Origin of the sequence: Sorangium sp. So ce887, from assembly GCF_051521455.1 — a bacterium.
GTDB lineage: Bacteria > Myxococcota_A > Polyangia > Polyangiales > Polyangiaceae > Sorangium.
The window spans coordinates 601,708-620,474 of sequence record NZ_CP150354.1; the positions used below are offsets into that span (position 1 = coordinate 601,708).

An 18,767-nucleotide genomic window follows, 5' to 3' on the forward strand; every position below is an offset into this window, starting at 1 on the left:
CCGCGACGGATTGCGCCCGCTTTTCACGGTCTATACCCTCGGCGCGTGAAGAGCATCGCCGTCTGCAGCCTCGCTCTCGCCGGCGCCGCCGCGGCCGGGGCGATCCTGATCAGCAGCCCCGGTTGCAGCGATACGGTCTCGTCCGTCTGCGATGGGCTCTGCGACTGCTGGCAGTGCAGCGCTTCGGAGTACGAAGAGTGCGTGGACGACGTGGAGGACGCTGTTCAGAGCGCCGAGCGCAGGGGCTGCCCGGTGGCGGCAGACGCCTTCATGCGCTGCGTCGACGCGGACATCGAGTGCATGGGCGACAGGAACGCTGCCGAGCCCACGCGCTGCGAGACAGAGAAGGACGCGCTCGCGACGTGCGGCGTCAGGGTGCCCCTCCTGGGCCCCCTCTGCGAGCGGGGTGCCCAGAGGGTACGGGACTGCGCGGGGGGCCTGTTCGAGCCCGCGCCGTGCGCGGGGCCGTCTCGATGCACGTACGCGTGCTATGCGACGGCGACCTGCGACGAGGTGCTGTCCGGCCGCTCCCCGCAGCTCACTGAGTGTGTCGCGCGATGCGTGGAGGGCATGCCTCCGCCCGGGCCGTCGCCGCGCTGAGGCGGCGACGCCCGGCGCGTCACGGTGCTCCCGCCCGGTCCTTCTGCGCCCGCAGCGCCTTCTCGACGAGGCCGCTCGTGCCCATGCGCGACGCGAGCGCGGCGAGCACGGCGCGCAGCGGGATGCCGCGCGACGCGAGGCCGACCAGCAGGTGGTAGATGACGTCCGCCGCTTCCGACGCGACGCGCTCGTCGCTCTCCCCGGCGATCGCCTGCGCGAGCTCGCCGGCCTCCTCGCGCAGCTTCGCGCCGATGAGCGGCGCGCCGCCGTCGAGCAGCTTCCGGCTGTAGCTCTTCGTCGCCGACGACGCCTTGCGCGCCTCGATCTCCCGCTCGAGCGACTCGAGCAGCGCGGACGCGTCCTGGCCCTCGTCGGCGGCCTCCGGCTCGCCGTCGGCGCGAGCGTCGACCTGCCGGAAGAAGCAGCTCGCGCTGCCCGTGTGGCACGTCGGGCCGTGGGGCTCGGCGAGGATCAGGAGCGCATCCCCGTCGCAATCGGCGTGGAGGCTGGTCACCGCGAGCGTGTTACCGCTCGTCGCCCCCTTCTCCCAGAGCTCGCCGCGCGATCGGCTGAAGAACGTGGCGCGCCCCGTCTCCAGCGTCCGGGCGAGCGACTCCCGCGTCATGTACGCGAGCATCCGGACCTGTCCCGTCAGCCGATCCTGCACGACGGCCGGTATGAGCTTGCCCTCTCCGAATGCGATCTTCACAGCCTATGCCTCTCCGGTGGTGTCGGGCGCCTCGGCAGCGTCGCCGCGTTCGCGGGCCGTCGCCCGGTCTCCGTCCTTCGCGCTGCCGCGCCTGGCCCGCGACGGCTTGTCGCCGGCCTCCGTCGGCGCGCCCTGCTTCTCGCTCGGCGTGCCGTCCTCGTCCTCCCCGTCGCCCGGCGCGTCGTCCTCGTCCTCTTCTTCCTCGTCAGCGGCGACGGTCCGGCCCTCCGGGAGGTTGAGCGCCATCGCCTGCTCCGGGTGGTCCAGGGCGGCCTTGTAGTAGATCGCGAACGCGATCGACGCGGCGAGCCCGGTCGCCAGAGCGACCGCCTGGGAGGTCGAGTACTGGAGCGACGTGGACGCGCCGAACGTCTCGGGTTTGAGGGCCAGGTACAGGGCGACCGCGGGCACGAAGGAGAGCGCCTGCGTCACCTTGCGCGCCACGTTGTCGCGGATCACGTGGGAAAACCCGATCGTGTACCCCACGGCGAAGACGAGCAGGCCGGCGGGGAGCAGCACGTGCTCCGGGAGCGTCGGCGGGATCGAGCCGCGCTCCGCGTCGTCCCGCAGGAGCTCGAGCAGATAGCGGCAGACGCCGTAGGAGAACGTGAAGAGGAGGAAGATCTCGCCGCGGAACTTCTGTCGCCGGCGCGCGAGGAGCAGGAGCGCGAGCAGCCCTGCGCCGACGAGCGACTCGTAGATCTGCGTCGGGTGCACGGCGAGCGACGCCTCGGCGGTCGGATCCAGCCCGCGCTCCTTGACGTGCTGCACCCACGCCGGGGACCCGCTGCCGTGCTCCAGCGTGCCGTCGGCCCAGTGCGGGAACGTGCCGAGCTTCTTCAGCCAGGCTGGCGCCGTCTCGCCGAGCGGCCGGCCGAAATCGCAGCCGAAGAGATAGCAGCCGATGCGCGTGATCATGAGGCCCGAGGCGAGGCTCGGGACGGCGACGTCGGCCCAGGGGAGCAGCGGGAGGCGATGGGAGCGCAGGAACAGGTACGAGCCCAGGAAGCCGCCCAGGAAGCCGCCGTACGCCACGAGCCCGCCGCGGCGGATGTCGAACATCGCGCCGAACGAGTCGAACTCGTCGAGGTTCGTGAGGATGTAGAGCACGCGCGAGCCGAGGACCGCGGCGAGCGCGGTGACGACGTAGCAGTTGGCCATCGTCTCCTTCGGCAGGCCGTCGCGCTCCGCGAGCCCGAGCGTCAGGTACCAGCCGACGACGAGCGAGAGGCCGAGCATGACCCCGTAGCTGTAGATGGGGATCGGACCCAGGGTGTAGGTCTGCTCCTTGAACTGGGACGCGAGCACGGCGAGCGCGACGCCCGCGATGCCCGCCGCGGCGGCGCCTGGTCTGTTCTTGCCGACGAGCAGCCCGATCGCGCCCGCGAAGGCGATGCCCGCAGCGATCAGGAAGACCCAGAGCAGGGGCACGGTCCAGACGGGCAGCGGGACGCGGAACAGGATGGGATGCATGGCGCCTCTCCTTACGCCTGCGATTGGGGACCATCAAGCGCCGTCTCTCGGGCATGACGCGGCGAGCCAAGGCGCTCGCGGACGCTGGTCCAGCCGCATCGGGCGGTCGCGATGCGCCCGGGCTGGCAGCGCGGCGCAGCTCCGTCCTCCATCCCGGCGACGGCGTCCGCGAGCGGCCTCGAAGTCCGCGCGCGCCGCTGCTAGCATCGATTCCGTGCTCTCTGGCCGTGCCACCCTCAGCGTCTTCGCCGTGCCTGGGCTGCTCGTGAGCGCGTCGTGCATCCCCGAGGGGCCGGCCACCGGTGACTCGAGCACGCGGCCAGCCGGGACGGTCGCGACGTCGGCGTCCGCGTCGACCGCAGGGGGCGCTCCGGGGACGCTGCGTGCGGGCGTGTTCGAGGACGATTTCAACCGGTCAACGCTCGGCCCCGACTGGAACGCGCTCAGCCCCAGGTGGAAGATCGAGGAGGGGCGGCTCTGCGTCCGCGGCGCGAGGAATCGCGGCGTGTGGTTGAAGCGCCCGCTGCCGGAGAACGCCCGGATCGAGTTCGACGCCATCGCCGAGGCTCCCGACGGCGATCTGAAGGTGGAGCTCTGGGGCGATGGTCGGAGCGGAGCGACGGCGGCGAGCTACACGAACGCGACGAGCTACCTCGTGATCCTCGGCGGATGGAAGAACACGAAGCACGTGCTCGCCCGTCTCGACGAGCACGGCGCAGACCGCCTGGAGATCGACGTGGATCTGGAGAGCGACGACGAGCGCGCGCGCCCGGTCGCGCCGGGGCAGCCGTATCGCTTCCGGATCGAGCGTCACGATGGCAGGACGCTCGCCTGGTCGATCAACGATGTCGAGTACTTGGAGCTCAACGATCCCGCGCCGCTCACCGGCCCGGGGCACGAGCACCTGGGCTTCAACGAATGGGATGCGCCGGTCTGCTTCGACAACCTGCGCATCACGCCCCTCTAGCCGCGATGGAATCGAGCGAGGTCGAACGGGAGCTTGGGGAGCTGGAGACGCGCATCGAGCGGCTGCGCGCGCTGTATGAGCAGTACTTCATGGGGATCGAGCGGCTCGAGCCGCTCATCCCGCGCAAGGACGTCGAGCGCCGCATCTGGGTGATGCGGCGCGAGCAGATCAGGAACACCGGGCTCCGGTTCAAGTTCCAGATGCTGATCCAGCGCTACAACACGTTCCAGCAGTACTGGGGCCGCATCTCGCGCGAGATCGAGAACGGGACGTACCGTCGCGACGTCATCCGCGCAGCGAAGCGGGTCGGAACGAAGGAGGCGCTCACGATCGTCGGCCGGAAGCGGGCGGAGCGCTACGCGGAGCTCGCCGAGCAGCAGACGGCAGCGGACGTCGCGGCGCGCCGCGACGTCGGCGACGACCATGAGGAGATCGACGTCGACGACGAGGCGGTCACGCTGGCGCCCCCGCCTCTGCCCGCCGCGCCGGCGGCGCGAAAGCAGCCGCTTACCGCGCTGGCCGCGCTGGCCGCGCTGACCGCCGAGGAGGCCCTGCCGCGCGAGGCCGTCGTGACGTCGGCCGTGCCGGAGGCGTCGAGCGCGGCGCCGGCCGGCCCACAGGTGCGCCCCGCGATCGTGCCGCCCGCCACGCCTCAGGCGGCGGCGGCCGTGAAGCCCGCGCCGCTGGGCGGGTTGCCCCGGGGGCTCGGCCTGACCAGGCCCCAGCAGAAGCCGCCGGAGGTCAAGCCGGCGGAGGCAAAGTCGACCGAGGCATCTGGAGCGGGGAACAGGACAGCCGCGCGCCCCACCGCCGACCGGAACCAGCCTGCGGCGGCGGGCGCCAGCCGCCAGCGACTGGCCGAGCTCGCGGCGGAGATGCGTGCTCAGCGCTCGCAGAGCGCCAAGAACGGCGACGCGGCGGCGGTCGCCGCCGGGCCGCCGGGGGCCTTGACGGACGTCGCATCTGAGCCGCCGTCCCCTCTACCGAAGCGACCGCCGCCTCCGCTCCCCATCAAACCTCCGCGGAGCCCTGCCACAGCACCGGCAGCCGCAGCGCCGGCAGCCGCAGCGCCAGCAGCCGCAACGCCAGCAGCCGCAGCGCCGGCAACCACCGCCGCGGTAGTTGCCGGCGCTGCGGCTGCTGGGGCGAGGCGGCAAGAGCGCGTGCACTCGGAGCGTCCGCCGCCGAGCCGGCGCCGTCGCTCCACCGCGCCGCCTGCAGCGGACACCGGCACGGCAGGCGGAGCTCGGCACGCGGCGCCGCACGCGTCCTCGCGCCCGCCGGACGCAGCGCGCGCCGGCCTCGACGTTGCGAAGCGCCCGCGGCCCGGGCCGCCTCCGCAGCGGTCTGCCGCGCGCGACGATGAGCTCCCGGAGCAGCGTCTGCGCCAGATCTACGCGAAGTACGTCGAGACCAAGCGCGCCGCGCGGGAGTCGACGGCCGGCGTCACCTACGAACGCCTGGCCGAGAGCCTCCGCGCGCAGGCCGCGAAGCTACGCGCGACGAACCCGGCCAAGTCGGTCGACTACGATGTCGTCGTCAAGGACGGCAAGACGCTGCTGAAGCCGATCCTGAAGTAGCCCGACATCGTCCCGCAGCCGGACGTCACCGGCGCAGCCACAGATGGCCGGGCGGGCGCGGCCAGCCAAGGAGGGAGCAGGCGCGCGCACGGAACCCACGGCTGCGAGCTCCAGGAGCTGAGCTGGCCGGCGAACCTGGCCAGCTGTGTCGCCCCGGAGAGCGCTCGCTACGTCAGATCGATGAGGTTGTTCGGGCGGATCAGTGATGTGCGACGCGGCGCCAGAGCTGCGGCAGGCGCTGGACCCGCGCGGGTACCCCGGCCTCCTGCTCGACGAAGAGGATCGCACAGGCCGTGCGGTCGGCCTCGCGCATCCTTGCGCATAAATCGGCCAGGTCATCGTCGGCGTCCACGACGTCGGCCTCGGCCGGCTGGGAACAGCCTTGCGCGTACTTTACATTGTCAAGGGCGATCCATCGCCCAGCAAACTGTTCAGAGCGACATATGTCTCGCCACGTCATTCGAGGCGCGGCCAAACGAATCTTACTGCCCATTTCCCGTGAGCGACCTTCTCCCCCATGTTCCAAAGTCAAGCGCCGACCTACTAAGTCAGATCGTGGCGTTCACTGAACTTTCAGAACCATCAGGGCAGGATCTAGCACCGGTCAAAATCGGGCGTCAAGGCAAGCCTGGAACAGTCCGGACCCGTCCGACGTTACGCCCGATCGTTCACAGCCGTCCCAGACGCCACGTTACGTTCGCCGACTGGGTTCCGTTGTCACTGACATTTTGACGGCAACTGGGACATCGCCTCGCCCGCCCCGATGCGCGCGGCAGCCACGGCGTGGGACTTGGCCGCGCACCCCTTGGAGGCGACGGCTCGCTTGGCGCTCGCGCCGATCGCGGCCCTGGCCTCGGCCTTCTTGGGGCCGTCGCAGCCCGCGAAGCGCTTCACCGCGAGATCCGTGTTGCCGCCGTTCGCCAGGTTGATCGCGGCCCTGCACTCCTGCTCGGCCTTCTCGTTGCCGGCGGGCGGGGTCTTGGGCCCCGTGGTCGCGGTCGGCGTGCTCTTCGGAGCGTCAGGGGGCGCCTTGACCTGACCGGTCTGCTCGGGCGGGGGCTCTGGGGTGGAGGGCTCGCTCGTCGGCAGGGCCACGATCGGGTCCGACGTGACGGTGACGGGCGGCGTGCCCGAGGGCGGGGGGATCGCGGTCGATGTGCTCTCCTCGGTCGCGCTCCCGCTGTCCCCCTTCGTCATCATGACGATGCCCACGACGCCGAGCACCGCGACGGCAGCGACCGCGGCGAGGATCGGGGCTGTCTTGTTCTTCTGCGCCGGCGGCGGCGGCGGCGCGGGGAACACCTGGCCGCTGCCCGTGTTCACGGGCGGGTGCGCCGGCACGGCGCCTCCCCGCATCGCCGCCTGGTCCATGACGGTGGCGGCGGCGTGATGGTTATGGTTGACGACGGTCTTGCTCGGTCCCGTGGGCGGTCCCGCGACGAACAGCGGCTCGCCCATCTGCGTCTGACCCGAGCGCGACGGCATCAGCGCGGTCCCGCTGGTCGGGGCCTCGAGCCCGACGTGGGTGCGGGGCGCCGTCCCGAGCACCGAGAGGCGGGGCCCCGCGCCGATCGTGAGGTCCTCGTAGAACTCCCGGGCCGACTGCTGGCGGTCCTCGCGGTTCTTGCTGAGGGCCCTCATGACCGCCGCCTTCATCTTCGCCGGCGCCGCGGCGCCCATGGGCACGGCCTCGAACGGGAACGGCTGCGCCGTCATGTGCTGCGTCGCCCACGCCCACGGCGTGTCGGCGTCGAAGGGCAAGCGCCCGGTGAGCATCTCGTAGGTCAGCACGCCGAGCGAGTAGATGTCGCTCCTCGCGTCGAGCTCCTTCCCCGTGAACTGCTCGGGGCTCATGTACGGCGGCGTGCCGAGCACCGTGCCCTGCTGCGTCAGCTTCTGCTCGGCCCTGGCGCTGCGCTCGTCGCGCTTCGCGATGCCGAAGTCGAGGACCTTGACGTAGTCCTCCTCGCCGGCACGCCTGGTCAGAAAGAGGTTGGCGGGCTTCAGGTCGCGGTGGACGATCCCCTTCTCGTGGGCCTCCTGGAGCGACCCGCACGCCTGCGCGACGATGCGATCGACCCGCTCGGGCGAGAGCGCGCCGCCCCGCTCGAGCGCCGTCTCCAGCGACTGCCCGGTGAGGAGCTCCATCGCGATGTAGAGCTCCCCGGTGTTCGTCTGCCCGAAGTCGTAGACCTTGATCGTGTTCGGGTGCTCGAGCTCGCTGACCGTGCCGCACTCCCGCATGAAGCGCGCGACCACCTGCGGATCCTTCGCGTGCTGCGAGAGGAGCGTCTTGATGGCGACCTTCCGCACCGACGTCCCCATCGGCTGCTCGCCGTCGTAGACGCGGCCCATCCCGCCCTCGCCGAGCACCCCGACGATCCGGAACCGGCCCCCCACGATCGTGCCGATGAGCGGATCTGCCTCCACCGGCGCGACAGGGAGGAGCGCGCCGCACGTGGCGCAGAAGCGCGCCCCATCGATGTTTGGCTGATGGCAAGCGGGACAGTCCATGCGATCGAACCTCTACCCCCGAAGCATGACGAAACGCCACCGCCGCCCGGCGCTGCTTTGCTGCGCGCCCGAGCGAACGTGCGCCGGGCAGGATCGCAGCAGCCGCGCGCCGAGCGCAAGGGAGCTCTTGCGCGCCCGAGGTGCTGCCACCGCTCGTCACGCCCGTGAGCGCGTGCGCGCCGCGACGCGCACGCGCGACGACGGCGAGTTCGGGCCCCAAGCGCGTACCCGTGCCGAGCCGCGCCGCCTCGCGCGTTGTGCGGGAGCGCTCAGCTCGACGTCCACCTTGAAAACGGTCGGCACTCGAGCGAGATCGGCGCTGCCGGACGAAGCGCGAGCTCCGGCCCGCCGCAGCTCGATGGCGCGCTTGCCCCGCGCTCCCGCAGCCGATTCCAGCGAAACGGACGAAAACGATGCACACCGCTTGACACGTCTCTTGCAGGGGGCTAAGAGCCTCCTCCCTTCGCGGGACTCGTCTACCTTCGGAACGACGTGAACGGCACCAACACCTTCACCTCGCTGCGGTCCAGCCCGGCCGGGACACTCAACTCCCGGGCCGCGCAGGCAGGCGGTCCAGCAGGACCGGGAGTTGATTGCTCGCACAGAAGTGATCGGTCTTGGGACATTTCGCTAGGTCAGCACGCTCGCCTCCGGGAGCCCCGGGGACGGGCAGCGGGTCGATGTCGCTGGCGTGGCTCAATCGGTAGAGCACCTGCCTTGTAAGCAGGGGGTTAGGGGTTCAAGTCCCCTCGCCAGCTCCGATGCAAGGCAGCAGGTAGACGGTTCGGGAGGTCACGGGAGAGACAGGGAGCGGTAAGCTCGAAATACAGAGATAATCTGGAGGGTTGCCCGAGCGGCCAAAGGGAGCAGACTGTAAATCTGCCGGCAATGCCTACGATGGTTCGAATCCATCACCCTCCACCGGAGTGAGCTTTCGCTCCGATAGCGGTCCGACCAAGATGTAGCTCCGCCGGGGTCACTCCTGGTGGAACCCCCCGCTCGCGGGCGTAGCTCAGTTGGTAGAGCGTCAGCCTTCCAAGCTGAACGTCGCCGGTTCGAACCCGGTCGCCCGCTCCGTGGTCGGTCGTTTGCCCACCTAGCTCAGTTGGCAGAGCACGTCCTTGGTAAGGACGAGGTCGTCGGTTCGATCCCGATGGTGGGCTCCAGCGAGGACAGCGCAACGCAGCCGCGAACTTCATTTCGGCAGGAGACATCTCGATGGCCAAGGAGAAATTCAGTCGTACGAAGCCGCACGTGAACGTGGGCACCATCGGCCACATCGACCACGGCAAGACCACGCTCACGGCCGCGCTCGTCAAGGTGCAGTCGAAGCGCAACCTGGCGAAGGCGATCTCGTACGCCGACATCGCGAAGGGCGGGACGGTCCGTGACGACACCAAGACGGTGACCATCGCGGCGGCGCACGTCGAGTACGAGTCGGTGAATCGCCACTACGCGCACGTCGACTGCCCCGGACACGCCGACTACATCAAGAACATGATCACCGGCGCGGCGCAGATGGACGGGGCGATCCTCGTCGTGTCGGCGCTCGACAGCGTGATGCCGCAGACGCGCGAGCACGTGCTGCTCGCCCGGCAGGTCGGCCTGAACCACATCGTCGTGTTCCTCAACAAGTGCGACGCCGTGGACGACCCGGAGATGCTGGACTTGGTCGAGATGGAGGTCCGCGAGCTCCTGTCGAAGTACAAGTTCGACGGTGACAACGCGCCGGTCATCCGGGGCGCGTCGCTGCCGGCGCTGCAGGGCGACCCCAAGTGGGAGGAGACGATCCAGCAGCTGCTCGGCGCGCTGGACAGCTACATCCCCGAGCCGGTGCGCGACATCGACAAGCCGTTCCTGATGGCGATCGAGGACGTGTTCTCGATCAAGGGCCGCGGCACCGTGGCCACGGGCCGCATCGAGCGCGGCATCATCAAGGTCGGCGACGAGGTGCAGATCATCGGCTTCAAGGACACGAAGAAGTCGATCGTCACCGGCGTCGAGATGTTCCGGAAGCTGCTCGACCAGGGGCAGGCGGGCGACAACGTCGGATGTCTGCTCCGCGGCGTGGAGAAGGAAGAGATCGAGCGCGGCCAGGTGCTCGCGAAGCCCGGGTCGATCACGCCGCACACGAAGTTCACCGGTGAGGTGTACGTCCTCAAGAAGGAGGAGGGCGGGCGCCACACGCCGTTCTTCACCAACTACCGGCCGCAGTTCTACATCCGGACGACGGACGTGACCGGCACGGTGAACCTCCCCGAGGGGGTGAAGATGGTGATGCCGGGCGACAACATCACGATGACGATCGAGCTCATCGCCCCGGTCGCGCTGGAGGAGCAGATGCGCTTCGCCATCCGCGAGGGCGGCAAGACGGTGGGCGCCGGCGTCGTCACCAAGATCCTCGCGTAGGGAGACGGACATGAGCGAGCAGGCCGGTGGGTGGCGTGCGGCGCGCATCGCCGTCTCACTGGCCTGCTGCGAGTGCAAGTCGCGGAACTACAAGACCACGAAGGCGCCCGACCAGGTGGTTTCGCTCAAGAAGTTCTGCAAGCAGTGCAAGAAGCACACGGTTCACAACGAAACGAAGTGAACGGGTGCTCAGGAAGGCGCAGCGATTCTAGGGGTATAGCTCAGTTGGTAGAGCAGCGGATTCCAAATCCGCAGGTCGGGAGTTCGAGCCTCTCTGCCCCTGCCGGGGAATGTGGGCGCCCAGGGGGCGCCTCCGAAGCCCCATCGAGCAGGCTTCTGTCTGCCGCGGGCCGGCGCGTTTGGTGTGGTTATGGCGAAGGGTCAAAAAGACAAGCAAACGCCGAAGGTCGCGGAGGATGGGGAGCCGGACGAATCTGGATCGGCCGAGCCCACCGAAGCGTCGTCCCTCGTGACGCAGGGCGAAGAGCCGGCGGCCGCTGACGCCGAAGATGGCGAGGCGCTGCGCGCCGGTGAGCCCGGGGAGGCCGAGGAGGAGGTCGCGGCCACCCAGCTCGGGACGGAGCGCTATGTGCTCGCCGGCTTCTTCGCCGCCGGGATGTTGCTCGCTTACCTCCTGGGCAAGATCGTCCACGGCGTCTGGGCGACCCTCTCCAACAAGGACTGGTTCAGCCGGGCGCTGCCGGCGGTCTCCGCGGTGGGTGACGACGACAAGATGACCTACGGCATGGTCATCGGCGGCGTCATCGCGCTCATCGTCGTGCTGCGCATGTTCCGCAACGCGGAGCTCCGCACCTGGAGCGACGAGGTTGCCTCCGAGCTGGCGAAGGTGAAGTGGCCGACCAAGAAGGAGGTGACGAACTCGACGTTCGTCGTCATCGCCACGACCACCGTGGCGACCCTCTACCTGGCGCTGCTCGACCGCTTCTGGGCATTCGTGACCAACATCGTTTACGGCGATGGAAGCTGAAGCAGGGAGACCCTGAGGGAATCAAGCGCCATGGCCAAGAAGTGGTACGTCATCCATACCTACTCGGGATACGAGGCGAAGGTGCGCGACGCGCTCCAGCAGCGCGTAAAGCAATACGGACTGGAAGATCGGTTCGGCGAGATCCTCATCCCGAGCGAGACGGTCACGGAGAACCGTCCTGGCGGCAAGACGCGCGTTCGTCAAAAGCTCAGCTTGCCCGGCTACATCTTCGTCGAGATGGAGATGAACGAGCAGGTCTGGCACCTGGTCAAGGACACGCCCAAGGTGACCGGCTTCATCGGCAACCAGGCGCCGCAGGAAGTCCCGCTGGTACAGATCGACAGCCTGCGGCGGGGGATCGTCGAGGGGGCAGTCAAGCCGAAGCCCCGGCTCACGTTCGAGGTGGGTGAGGAAGTGCGGGTCCTGGATGGGGCCTTCGCGAACTTCACCGGCACGGTCGACGACGTGAAGATGGACAAGCAGAAGCTCAAGGTGAAGGTCAGCATCTTCGGCCGACCCACCAGCGTGGAGCTCGACTTCTCAGCCGTGGAGAAGCGCTAGTCGGGGGCGAACGGCTGCAAACCTGCGGGCGAGGACCGCGTCTCCGCGGTGCTTCGCTGTTTCTCTGAATAGTAGACCGCCCGTCGGGCGGCGGTTCGATAGGGTGCGAGATTCATCATGGCGAAGAAAGTCACTGGGTACGTGAAGCTGCAGCTTCCGGCGGGCAAGGCCAACCCGTCGCCCCCCGTCGGTCCGGCGCTCGGCCAGCACGGCGTCAACATCATGGCGTTCTGCAAGGACTTCAACTCGCGGACGGCAACACAGGGAGACATGATCATCCCGGTGGTGATCACGGTCTACTCGGACCGCTCGTTCACGTTCATCATGAAGACGCCGCCGGCCTCCGTGCTCCTGAAGAAGGCGGCGGGGCTCGAGACCAAGAAGAAGCCGGGCGCGGGTTCCAAGGAGCCCAACAAGGTCAAGGTGGGCAAGGTGACGCAGAAGCAGCTGCAGGAGCTTGCCCAGCTCAAGATGCAGGACATGAACACGACGAACCTCGACTCCGCGATGCGCAGCATGGCGGGCACCGCCCGCTCGATGGGCATCGACATCGTCGACTGAGGTTGGTCGCAGCGCTCCCCGCCGTCGGGGATGCGCGCCGCCCTGGCGGCGCTCCGAACGAGGGCGCCCCGGCGGACTGGGAGAAGACTTACCACGGTAGTTTTAGGCGCACCGTGGGAGGCGAGAGCCGTTACGAAGGAGGGCATATGCCGAAAGTCGCCAAGAAGAAACTCGCAGCGCGAACATTCGTCGATCGCGCGCGAAAGTACACATTGCAGGAGGCGTGCGCGCTCGTGAAGCAAGCCGCGCCCGCCAAGTTCGACGAGACGGTGGACGTTGCGGTTCGGCTGGGGGTCAACCCGCGGCACGCAGACCAGATGGTCCGCGGCGCCGTGGTGCTCCCGCATGGCACGGGGCAGTCGCTCCGCGTGCTGGTGTTCGCCAAGGGTGAGAAGGCCAGGGAGGCCGAGGCTGCCGGAGCCGACTTCGTCGGCGAGGCGGATCTCGTGAACAAGGTCCAGGAAGGCTTCATGGACTTTGATCGCGTGATCGCGACGCCCGACATGATGGGCCTGGTGGGCAAGCTCGGCCGTATCCTCGGTCCGCGCGGCCTGATGCCGAACCCCAAGGTGGGGACGGTGACGTTTGACGTGAAGACGGCCATCTCGGAGGCCAAGGCCGGCAAGGTCGAGTACCGCGTCGAGAAGGCGGGCATCGTCCACGCTCGGATCGGCAAGGTCTCCTTCGCGGAGGACGCGCTCCAGGTCAACGCAGACGCGCTGATCCAGGCGCTCGTCCGGGCCAAGCCGGCGACAGCCAAGGGCATCTACCTGCGGAGCATCACGATGTCCTCGACGATGGGCCCGGGGGTTCGCATTGACCCGGTCCACTTCGTCGGCAAGGCAGAGGAGGCGTAGCCCATGGAACGGTCCCAGAAGGAAGCGGTTGTCGGCTCAGTCCGGCAAAAATTCGAGCGGATGTCTTCCGCGGTCTTCCTGGATTTCAAGGGAATGAACGTCGAGGCGGTCACCAAGCTTCGCGATGAATTCCGGAAGTCCGGCGTCGAGTACCGGGTCGTGAAGAACACGCTCGTCCGCCACGCCGTCAAGGAGCATCCCTGGGCGAACACGCTGGCGAAGAGCCTGACCGGCATGACCGGCGTGGCCTGGAGCTACGAGGATCCGAGCGCGGCAGCCAAGGTCGTCAAGGCGTTCCGCAAGGACAACCAGAAGCTCCAGATCAAGGCTGGGCTCATCGAGGGGCAGATCCTCTCGGGCGACGCCGTCGAGACGCAACTCGCGACGATGCCCGGCAAGGATGAGCTCCGTGCCACGCTGCTCGCGACGTTCCAGGCGCCGCTCCAGCAGTTCGTACAGCAGCTCAACGCGCCTCTCCAGAATTTCGCCTATCTCCTGAAGGCGAAGGAAGACGCGGCGGGTACGCCGGCCTGAGAGGGCGCTTTCGTAATAAATGGGCCTTGCGCCCGTCTGGTTTTGGTTTACATCGCCCCCTCCCCGGGGCGCGCAGAAGAGTTTGAAGGAGTCTTGCAATGGCTGAGATCACGCGCGAGCAGGTCGTCGATTACCTCTCCAACCTCCCTGTCATCCAGATCGCCGAGCTCATCAAGGACCTCGAGAACAAGTGGGGCGTCAAGGCTGCCCCCGCGGCTGTCGCCGTGGCCACCGGCCCCTCGACCGCCGCTCCGGCCGAGAAGCCCCCGGAGCAGACCGAGTTCGACGTCATCCTCGCGAGCGCCGGCAGCAACAAGATCGGCGTCATCAAGGCGATCCGCGAGATCACCGGTCTGGGCCTGAAGGAGGCGAAGGACCTGGTCGAGGCCGCGCCGAAGACCGTCAAGGAGCAGGTTTCCAAGGCGGACGCGGAGGAGATGAAGAAGAAGCTCGTCGAGGCAGGTGCTACCGTCGAGCTCAAGTAACGATCACCGTTCCCTGCCAGGGGAAATCGGGATCCGCCGGAGGACGGCGGCAGGGCGATCGTCCCTGCCGCACGTCCCGCTTTTGTCTGAAGAAAGGGACCGCGGGTGCGGGTCCTTGCGCAACGCTGCTGTAGAGGACCGCGGCTACGGGTCCTCGGTCAATTCTGACGAGGACCGCGGGTGCGGGTCCTCGACCAATGCCGGAGCTCAATGGGTCGCCACGCGGTCCGCTCTGCCCCCACAGCCAAGATGTTTTGGGTCCTCACACCCTGGGGACGCTCGCTCGCCATTGGTGCGTAGCTTCGTGTTCGTTGCTCGGTTCGAGTCGTGCGCCCGCCCCGCACGGCTCGTGTGAGCCGGAGGAAATCGATGCCGTCGGTCGTCCAATCCAACTTCCGCGTCCGTAAGAACCTGGGTCGCGTTCGTCGCATCATCGACGTCCCCAACCTGATCGACATCCAGAAGTCGAGCTACGACAAATTCCTCCAGATGAGCGTTCCGCCGAACGAGCGGGAGGAGATCGGGCTGCAGGCGGTGTTCCGCTCGGTTTTCCCGATCAAAGACTTCAACGGCACGAGCGAGCTCGTCTTCGTCTCGTACAACCTCGAGCCGCCGAAGTACGACGTCGATGAGTGCCGCCAGCGCGGCATGACCTACTCGGCGCCGATCAAGGTCACGAACCAGCTGATGATCTACGACACCCGCGACGGCGGGGAGCGGATCGTCCGCGACATCAAGGAGCAGGAGGTCTACTTCGGCGAGCTCCCGCTGATGACCGAGACGGGCACGTTCATCATCAACGGGACCGAGCGCGTCGTCGTCAGCCAGCTGCACCGCAGCCCCGGCGTCTTCTTCGACCACGACAAGGGCAAGACGCACTCGAGCGGCAAGCTGCTCTATTCCGCGCGCGTCATCCCGTACCGCGGCTCGTGGCTCGACTTCGAGTTCGACCCGAAGGACATCATCTACGTTCGCATCGACCGCCGGCGGAAGATGCACGCGACCGTGCTGCTGCGCGCGCTCGGGTACTCGACGCAGGACCTGCTCAACTACTTCTACTCGACCGAGACCGTGTATCTCGAGCAGGGGGGCAAGTACTCGAAGAGCATCGAGTACGACCTCCTGGCCGGCCAGCGGACGACGCGCGACATCAAGATCGGCAGCGATGTCATCGTCAAGAAGAACACCAAGTTCACCCGCGCCGCCATCCGGAAGATGAAGGATGCGAAGCTCGAGCGGCTCAGCCTCGAGCCCGAGGAGCTCGTCGGGAAGGTCGCGGCGCACGACATCGTCGACCCGGAGACGGGCGAGGTCGTGGTCGAGGTGAACGAGGAGCTCACCGAGGCGAAGCTCGAGCGGCTGCGCGACGCGAACATCGAGCAGTTCCGCATCCTCTTCATCGACGGCCTGAACGTGGGCTCGTACCTGCGCGACACGCTGCTCACCGACAAGGTGAAGACGATGGAGGACTCGATCCTCGAGATCTACCGGCGGCTGCGTCCGGGGGATCCGCCGACGCTCGAGACCGCCAAGACCCTGTTCCACAACCTGTTCTTCAACGCCGAGCGCTACGACCTGTCGAAGGTCGGCCGGCTGAAGCTGAACTACAAGTTCTACCGGGACGTCCCCGAGGACGAGCGGCCGGGGCTCGACCTCACCGTGCTCACGCCGCAGGACATCCTGGAGACGGTGCGGCACCTGATCGAGCTGAAGAATGGGCGCGGCTCGGTCGACGACATCGACCACCTCGGCAACCGCCGCGTGCGCGCGGTCGGCGAGCTGATGGAGAACCAGTATCGCATCGGCCTCGTCCGCATGGAGCGCGCGATCAAGGAGCGCATGAGCATGTCGCAGGAGATCGACACGCTCATGCCCCACGACCTGATCAACGCGAAGCCGGTCAGCGCGGTCGTGAAGGAGTACTTCGGGAGCTCGCAGCTCTCGCAGTTCATGGACCAGACCAACCCGCTCTCCGAGGTCACCCACAAGCGCCGCCTCTCGGCGCTCGGGCCGGGCGGCCTCACGCGCGAGCGGGCCGGGTTCGAGGTGCGTGACGTCCACGCGACCCACTACGGCCGTATCTGCCCGATCGAGACGCCCGAAGGGCCGAACATCGGCCTCATCGCGTCGCTGTCGACGTTCGCCCGCGTGAACGAGTTCGGCTTCGTCGAGACGCCGTACCGCAAGGTCGAGAACGGCCGCGTGACCGAGGACGTGATCTGGTTCTCCGCGCTCGAGGAGGAGGGCAAGTACATCGCGCAGGCGACCGTGAACCTCGACGAGAGCGGGCGCTTCAAGGAGTCGCTCGTCTCGGCCCGCTACAACGGCGAGTTCAAGATCGTCACGCCCGAGATGGTGGAGCTGATGGACGTCGCGCCGAACCAGATGGTGTCGGTCGCCGCCGCGCTCGTGCCGTTCCTCGAGCACGACGACGCGAACCGCGCGCTCATGGGCGCCAACATGCAGCGCCAGGCCGTGCCGCTGGTCCAGTCGCACGCGCCGCTCGTGGGCACCGGCATGGAGGAGCGGCTCGCCCGCGACTCCGGCGTCTGCGTCATCGCGCGGCGTCCCGGGGTCGTCGAGAGCGTCGACGCGACGCGCATCGTCGTCCGGGCCGAGGGCGAGGGCGCCGAGGTGCCCGATATCTACCACCTCATGAAGTTCCAGCGCTCGAACCAGTCGACCTGCTACACGCAGAAGCCGGTCGTCAGGACGGGCGAGGTGGTGAAGAAGGGCGACGTGCTCGCCGACGGCCCGTCGACGGACATGGGCGAGCTCGCGCTCGGCCAGAACGTGCTCGTCGCGTTCATGCCGTGGCAGGGCTACAACTTCGAGGACTCCATCCTGGTGTCCGAGCGCATCGCCAAGGACGACGTGTTCACCTCGATCCACATCGAGGAGTTCGAGTGCGTCGCCCGCGACACGAAGCTCGGCAAGGAGGAGATCACCCGCGACATCCCGAACGTCGGCGAGGAGGCGCTCAAGGACCTCGACGAGTCCGGCATCGTCCGCATCGGGGCCGAGGTGCGTCCCGGCGACATCCTGGTCGGCAAGATCACCCCGAAGGGCGAGACCCAGCTCTCGCCCGAGGAGAAGCTGCTCAGGGCGATCTTCGGCGAGAAGGCGGGCGACGTCCGCGACAGCTCGCTCAAGGTGCCGCCCGGGGTCGGCGGGATCGTCATCAACGCCCGCGTGTTCTCGCGCAAGGGGACCGAGAAGGACGACCGCGCGCGGGACATCGAGGACCAGGAGCGCGCCAGGATCGAGCGGACGCGCGACGAGGAGATTAAGATCCTCCGCGACTCGTTCTTCCGCCGCATCCGCGAGCTCCTGCTCGGCAGGGAGGCGTCGGGCAAGCTCGTCGACGACAAGGGCAAGGTGCTCTTCCAGAAGGGCTCCATCATCGACGAGGCCTCGCTCGCCGAGATCCCCCGCAAGTACTGGGGCGAGATCCCCGTCGACGACGCCGAGCGGGTCCAGCAGATCCTGCGTGACCTCGAGGAGCTCGTCCGCACGCGCGAGGAGCACTTCCGCGACAAGATCGATCGCCTCTCCAAGGGCGACGAGCTGCCGCCGGGCGTCATCAAGATGGTGAAGGTCTATATCGCCATCAAGCGCAAGCTCCAGGTCGGCGACAAGATGGCGGGCCGTCACGGCAACAAGGGTGTCATCAGTCGCATCCTCCCCGAGGAGGACATGCCGTATCTGCAGGACGGCAGGCCGGTCGATCTCGTGCTCAACCCGCTCGGCGTGCCGAGCCGCATGAACGTCGGTCAGATCCTCGAGATCCACCTCGGGTGGGGCGCCTTCGAGCTCGGCAACCAGCTGCAGCGCATGGTCGAGCAGCAGCGGGCGACCACCGAGATCAAGGCGCACCTGAAGGCCATCTATGCGGGCGACGAGGCGATGGACGGCTTCTTCGACGACCTCGACGACGGCGACGTCAAGCGCTTCGTCAAGACGGTCGACGAGGGCGTGTTCATGGGATCGCCGGTGTTCGACGGCGCTCACGAGTCGGATATCAAGGGCGCTCTCGGTACCGCGGATCTCCCGACCTCAGGCCAGGCGATCCTCTTCGACGGGCGCACGGGCGAGGCGTTCGATCAGAACGTCACGGTGGGCATCATGTACATGCTGAAGCTCCACCACCTGGTCGACGACAAGATCCACGCTCGCTCGATCGGGCCCTACTCCCTCGTTACGCAGCAGCCCCTCGGCGGCAAGGCGCAGTTCGGCGGGCAGCGGCTCGGCGAGATGGAGGTCTGGGCGATGGAGGCCTACGGCGCGGCCTACGCGCTGCAGGAGTTCCTCACCGTGAAGAGCGACGACGTGATGGGCCGCACCCGGATGTACGAGGCCATCGTGAAGGGGGACTACACCCTGGAGGCGGGGCTGCCGGAGAGCTTCAACGTGCTCATCAAGGAGCTCCAGTCGCTGTGCCTGAACGTCGAGCTGGTCGAGTCGACCGGAGGCGTGGAGGCCTCGGCCGCGGAGGAAGAGGAGTGATGCAGTTCGTCACGTCACGAGCG

16 protein-coding genes and 5 tRNA genes are annotated in these 18,767 nt (G+C 68.0%); 17 read left to right on the top strand and 4 right to left on the bottom strand.

All coding sequences use genetic code 11. The features are described from left to right. Positions 1-45: 45 nt before the first annotated feature. Positions 46-600, top strand: coding sequence for a hypothetical protein (locus tag WMF36_RS02365; protein WP_437577937.1), 555 nt, complete (start codon positions 46-48; stop codon positions 598-600). Between the two features lie 19 nt (positions 601-619). Here the strand turns inward: WMF36_RS02365 and hisIE are convergent, their stop codons facing one another. After that, positions 620-1,309, bottom strand: a complete 690-nt coding sequence (gene hisIE / locus WMF36_RS02370) for a bifunctional phosphoribosyl-AMP cyclohydrolase/phosphoribosyl-ATP diphosphatase HisIE (RefSeq protein ID WP_437577938.1) — start codon at positions 1,307-1,309, stop codon at positions 620-622. A gap of 3 nt (positions 1,310-1,312) precedes the next feature. After that, complete coding sequence (locus WMF36_RS02375) at positions 1,313-2,782, bottom strand: prolipoprotein diacylglyceryl transferase (RefSeq protein WP_437577939.1); 1,470 nt, start codon at positions 2,780-2,782, stop codon at positions 1,313-1,315. A 214-nt stretch (positions 2,783-2,996) separates the two neighbouring features. Here WMF36_RS02375 and WMF36_RS02380 point away from each other — a divergent pair, with 214 nt between their 5' ends. Together WMF36_RS02380 and WMF36_RS02385 are read left to right on the top strand one after the other, a co-directional pair. Continuing rightward, positions 2,997-3,749: a hypothetical protein gene (locus WMF36_RS02380; RefSeq protein WP_437577940.1), complete on the top strand. Its 753-nt coding sequence runs from the start codon at positions 2,997-2,999 to the stop codon at positions 3,747-3,749. Between the two features lie 5 nt (positions 3,750-3,754). After that, positions 3,755-5,329 (top strand): MXAN_5187 C-terminal domain-containing protein, encoded by a 1,575-nt coding sequence (locus WMF36_RS02385; RefSeq protein WP_437577941.1) that lies wholly within the window; start codon positions 3,755-3,757, stop codon positions 5,327-5,329. Positions 5,330-5,528: 199 nt separating this feature from the next. On the opposite strand, the gene WMF36_RS02390 is transcribed toward WMF36_RS02385, so the two are convergent. Further along, positions 5,529-5,681 carry a hypothetical protein gene (locus WMF36_RS02390; RefSeq protein ID WP_437486057.1) on the bottom strand — a complete coding sequence of 51 codons (153 nt, stop codon included), beginning with the start codon at positions 5,679-5,681 and terminating at the stop codon, positions 5,529-5,531. A 365-nt stretch (positions 5,682-6,046) separates the two neighbouring features. After that, positions 6,047-7,843: a serine/threonine-protein kinase gene (locus WMF36_RS02395; RefSeq protein ID WP_437577942.1), complete on the bottom strand. Its 1,797-nt coding sequence runs from the start codon at positions 7,841-7,843 to the stop codon at positions 6,047-6,049. Positions 7,844-8,528: 685 nt separating this feature from the next. Here WMF36_RS02395 and WMF36_RS02400 point away from each other — a divergent pair. The 14 genes from WMF36_RS02400 to rpoB all read left to right on the top strand — a co-directional run bounded on the left by WMF36_RS02400 (position 8,529) and on the right by rpoB (position 18,744). Continuing rightward, positions 8,529-8,601 (top strand) — tRNA-Thr (locus WMF36_RS02400). A gap of 81 nt (positions 8,602-8,682) precedes the next feature. Further along, positions 8,683-8,764: transfer RNA gene (locus tag WMF36_RS02405), tRNA-Tyr, on the top strand. Positions 8,765-8,844: 80 nt separating this feature from the next. Continuing rightward, a tRNA-Gly gene (locus WMF36_RS02410) sits at positions 8,845-8,917 on the top strand. Between the two features lie 16 nt (positions 8,918-8,933). Next, positions 8,934-9,009 (top strand) — tRNA-Thr (locus WMF36_RS02415). 52 nt (positions 9,010-9,061) lie between these two features. After that, on the top strand, positions 9,062-10,252 hold the full coding sequence (gene tuf / locus WMF36_RS02420) for an elongation factor Tu (RefSeq protein ID WP_437577943.1): 1,191 nt from the start codon (positions 9,062-9,064) through the stop codon (positions 10,250-10,252). 10 nt (positions 10,253-10,262) lie between these two features. Beyond that, complete coding sequence (gene rpmG, locus WMF36_RS02425; RefSeq protein WP_437577944.1) at positions 10,263-10,433, top strand: 50S ribosomal protein L33; 171 nt, start codon at positions 10,263-10,265, stop codon at positions 10,431-10,433. 29 nt (positions 10,434-10,462) lie between these two features. Further along, positions 10,463-10,535: transfer RNA gene (locus WMF36_RS02430), tRNA-Trp, on the top strand. A gap of 186 nt (positions 10,536-10,721) precedes the next feature. Continuing rightward, positions 10,722-11,240, top strand: coding sequence for a preprotein translocase subunit SecE (gene secE, locus WMF36_RS02435; RefSeq protein WP_437577945.1), 519 nt, complete (start codon positions 10,722-10,724; stop codon positions 11,238-11,240). A gap of 30 nt (positions 11,241-11,270) precedes the next feature. Continuing rightward, positions 11,271-11,801: a transcription termination/antitermination protein NusG gene (nusG, locus tag WMF36_RS02440; protein WP_437486067.1), complete on the top strand. Its 531-nt coding sequence runs from the start codon at positions 11,271-11,273 to the stop codon at positions 11,799-11,801. Between the two features lie 117 nt (positions 11,802-11,918). Further along, positions 11,919-12,362, top strand: coding sequence for a 50S ribosomal protein L11 (gene rplK, locus WMF36_RS02445; protein WP_437577946.1), 444 nt, complete (start codon positions 11,919-11,921; stop codon positions 12,360-12,362). A 146-nt stretch (positions 12,363-12,508) separates the two neighbouring features. Next, positions 12,509-13,219 (top strand): 50S ribosomal protein L1, encoded by a 711-nt coding sequence (rplA, locus tag WMF36_RS02450; protein WP_437486071.1) that lies wholly within the window; start codon positions 12,509-12,511, stop codon positions 13,217-13,219. 3 nt (positions 13,220-13,222) lie between these two features. Then, positions 13,223-13,753, top strand: coding sequence for a 50S ribosomal protein L10 (gene rplJ / locus WMF36_RS02455; protein ID WP_437577947.1), 531 nt, complete (start codon positions 13,223-13,225; stop codon positions 13,751-13,753). A 98-nt stretch (positions 13,754-13,851) separates the two neighbouring features. After that, positions 13,852-14,238, top strand: a complete 387-nt coding sequence (rplL, locus tag WMF36_RS02460) for a 50S ribosomal protein L7/L12 (RefSeq protein ID WP_437577948.1) — start codon at positions 13,852-13,854, stop codon at positions 14,236-14,238. Positions 14,239-14,607: 369 nt separating this feature from the next. Beyond that, a complete protein-coding gene (gene rpoB / locus WMF36_RS02465) occupies positions 14,608-18,744 on the top strand; it encodes a DNA-directed RNA polymerase subunit beta (protein WP_437577949.1) in 4,137 nt (1,378 codons plus the stop codon). Positions 18,745-18,767 lie beyond the last annotated feature (23 nt).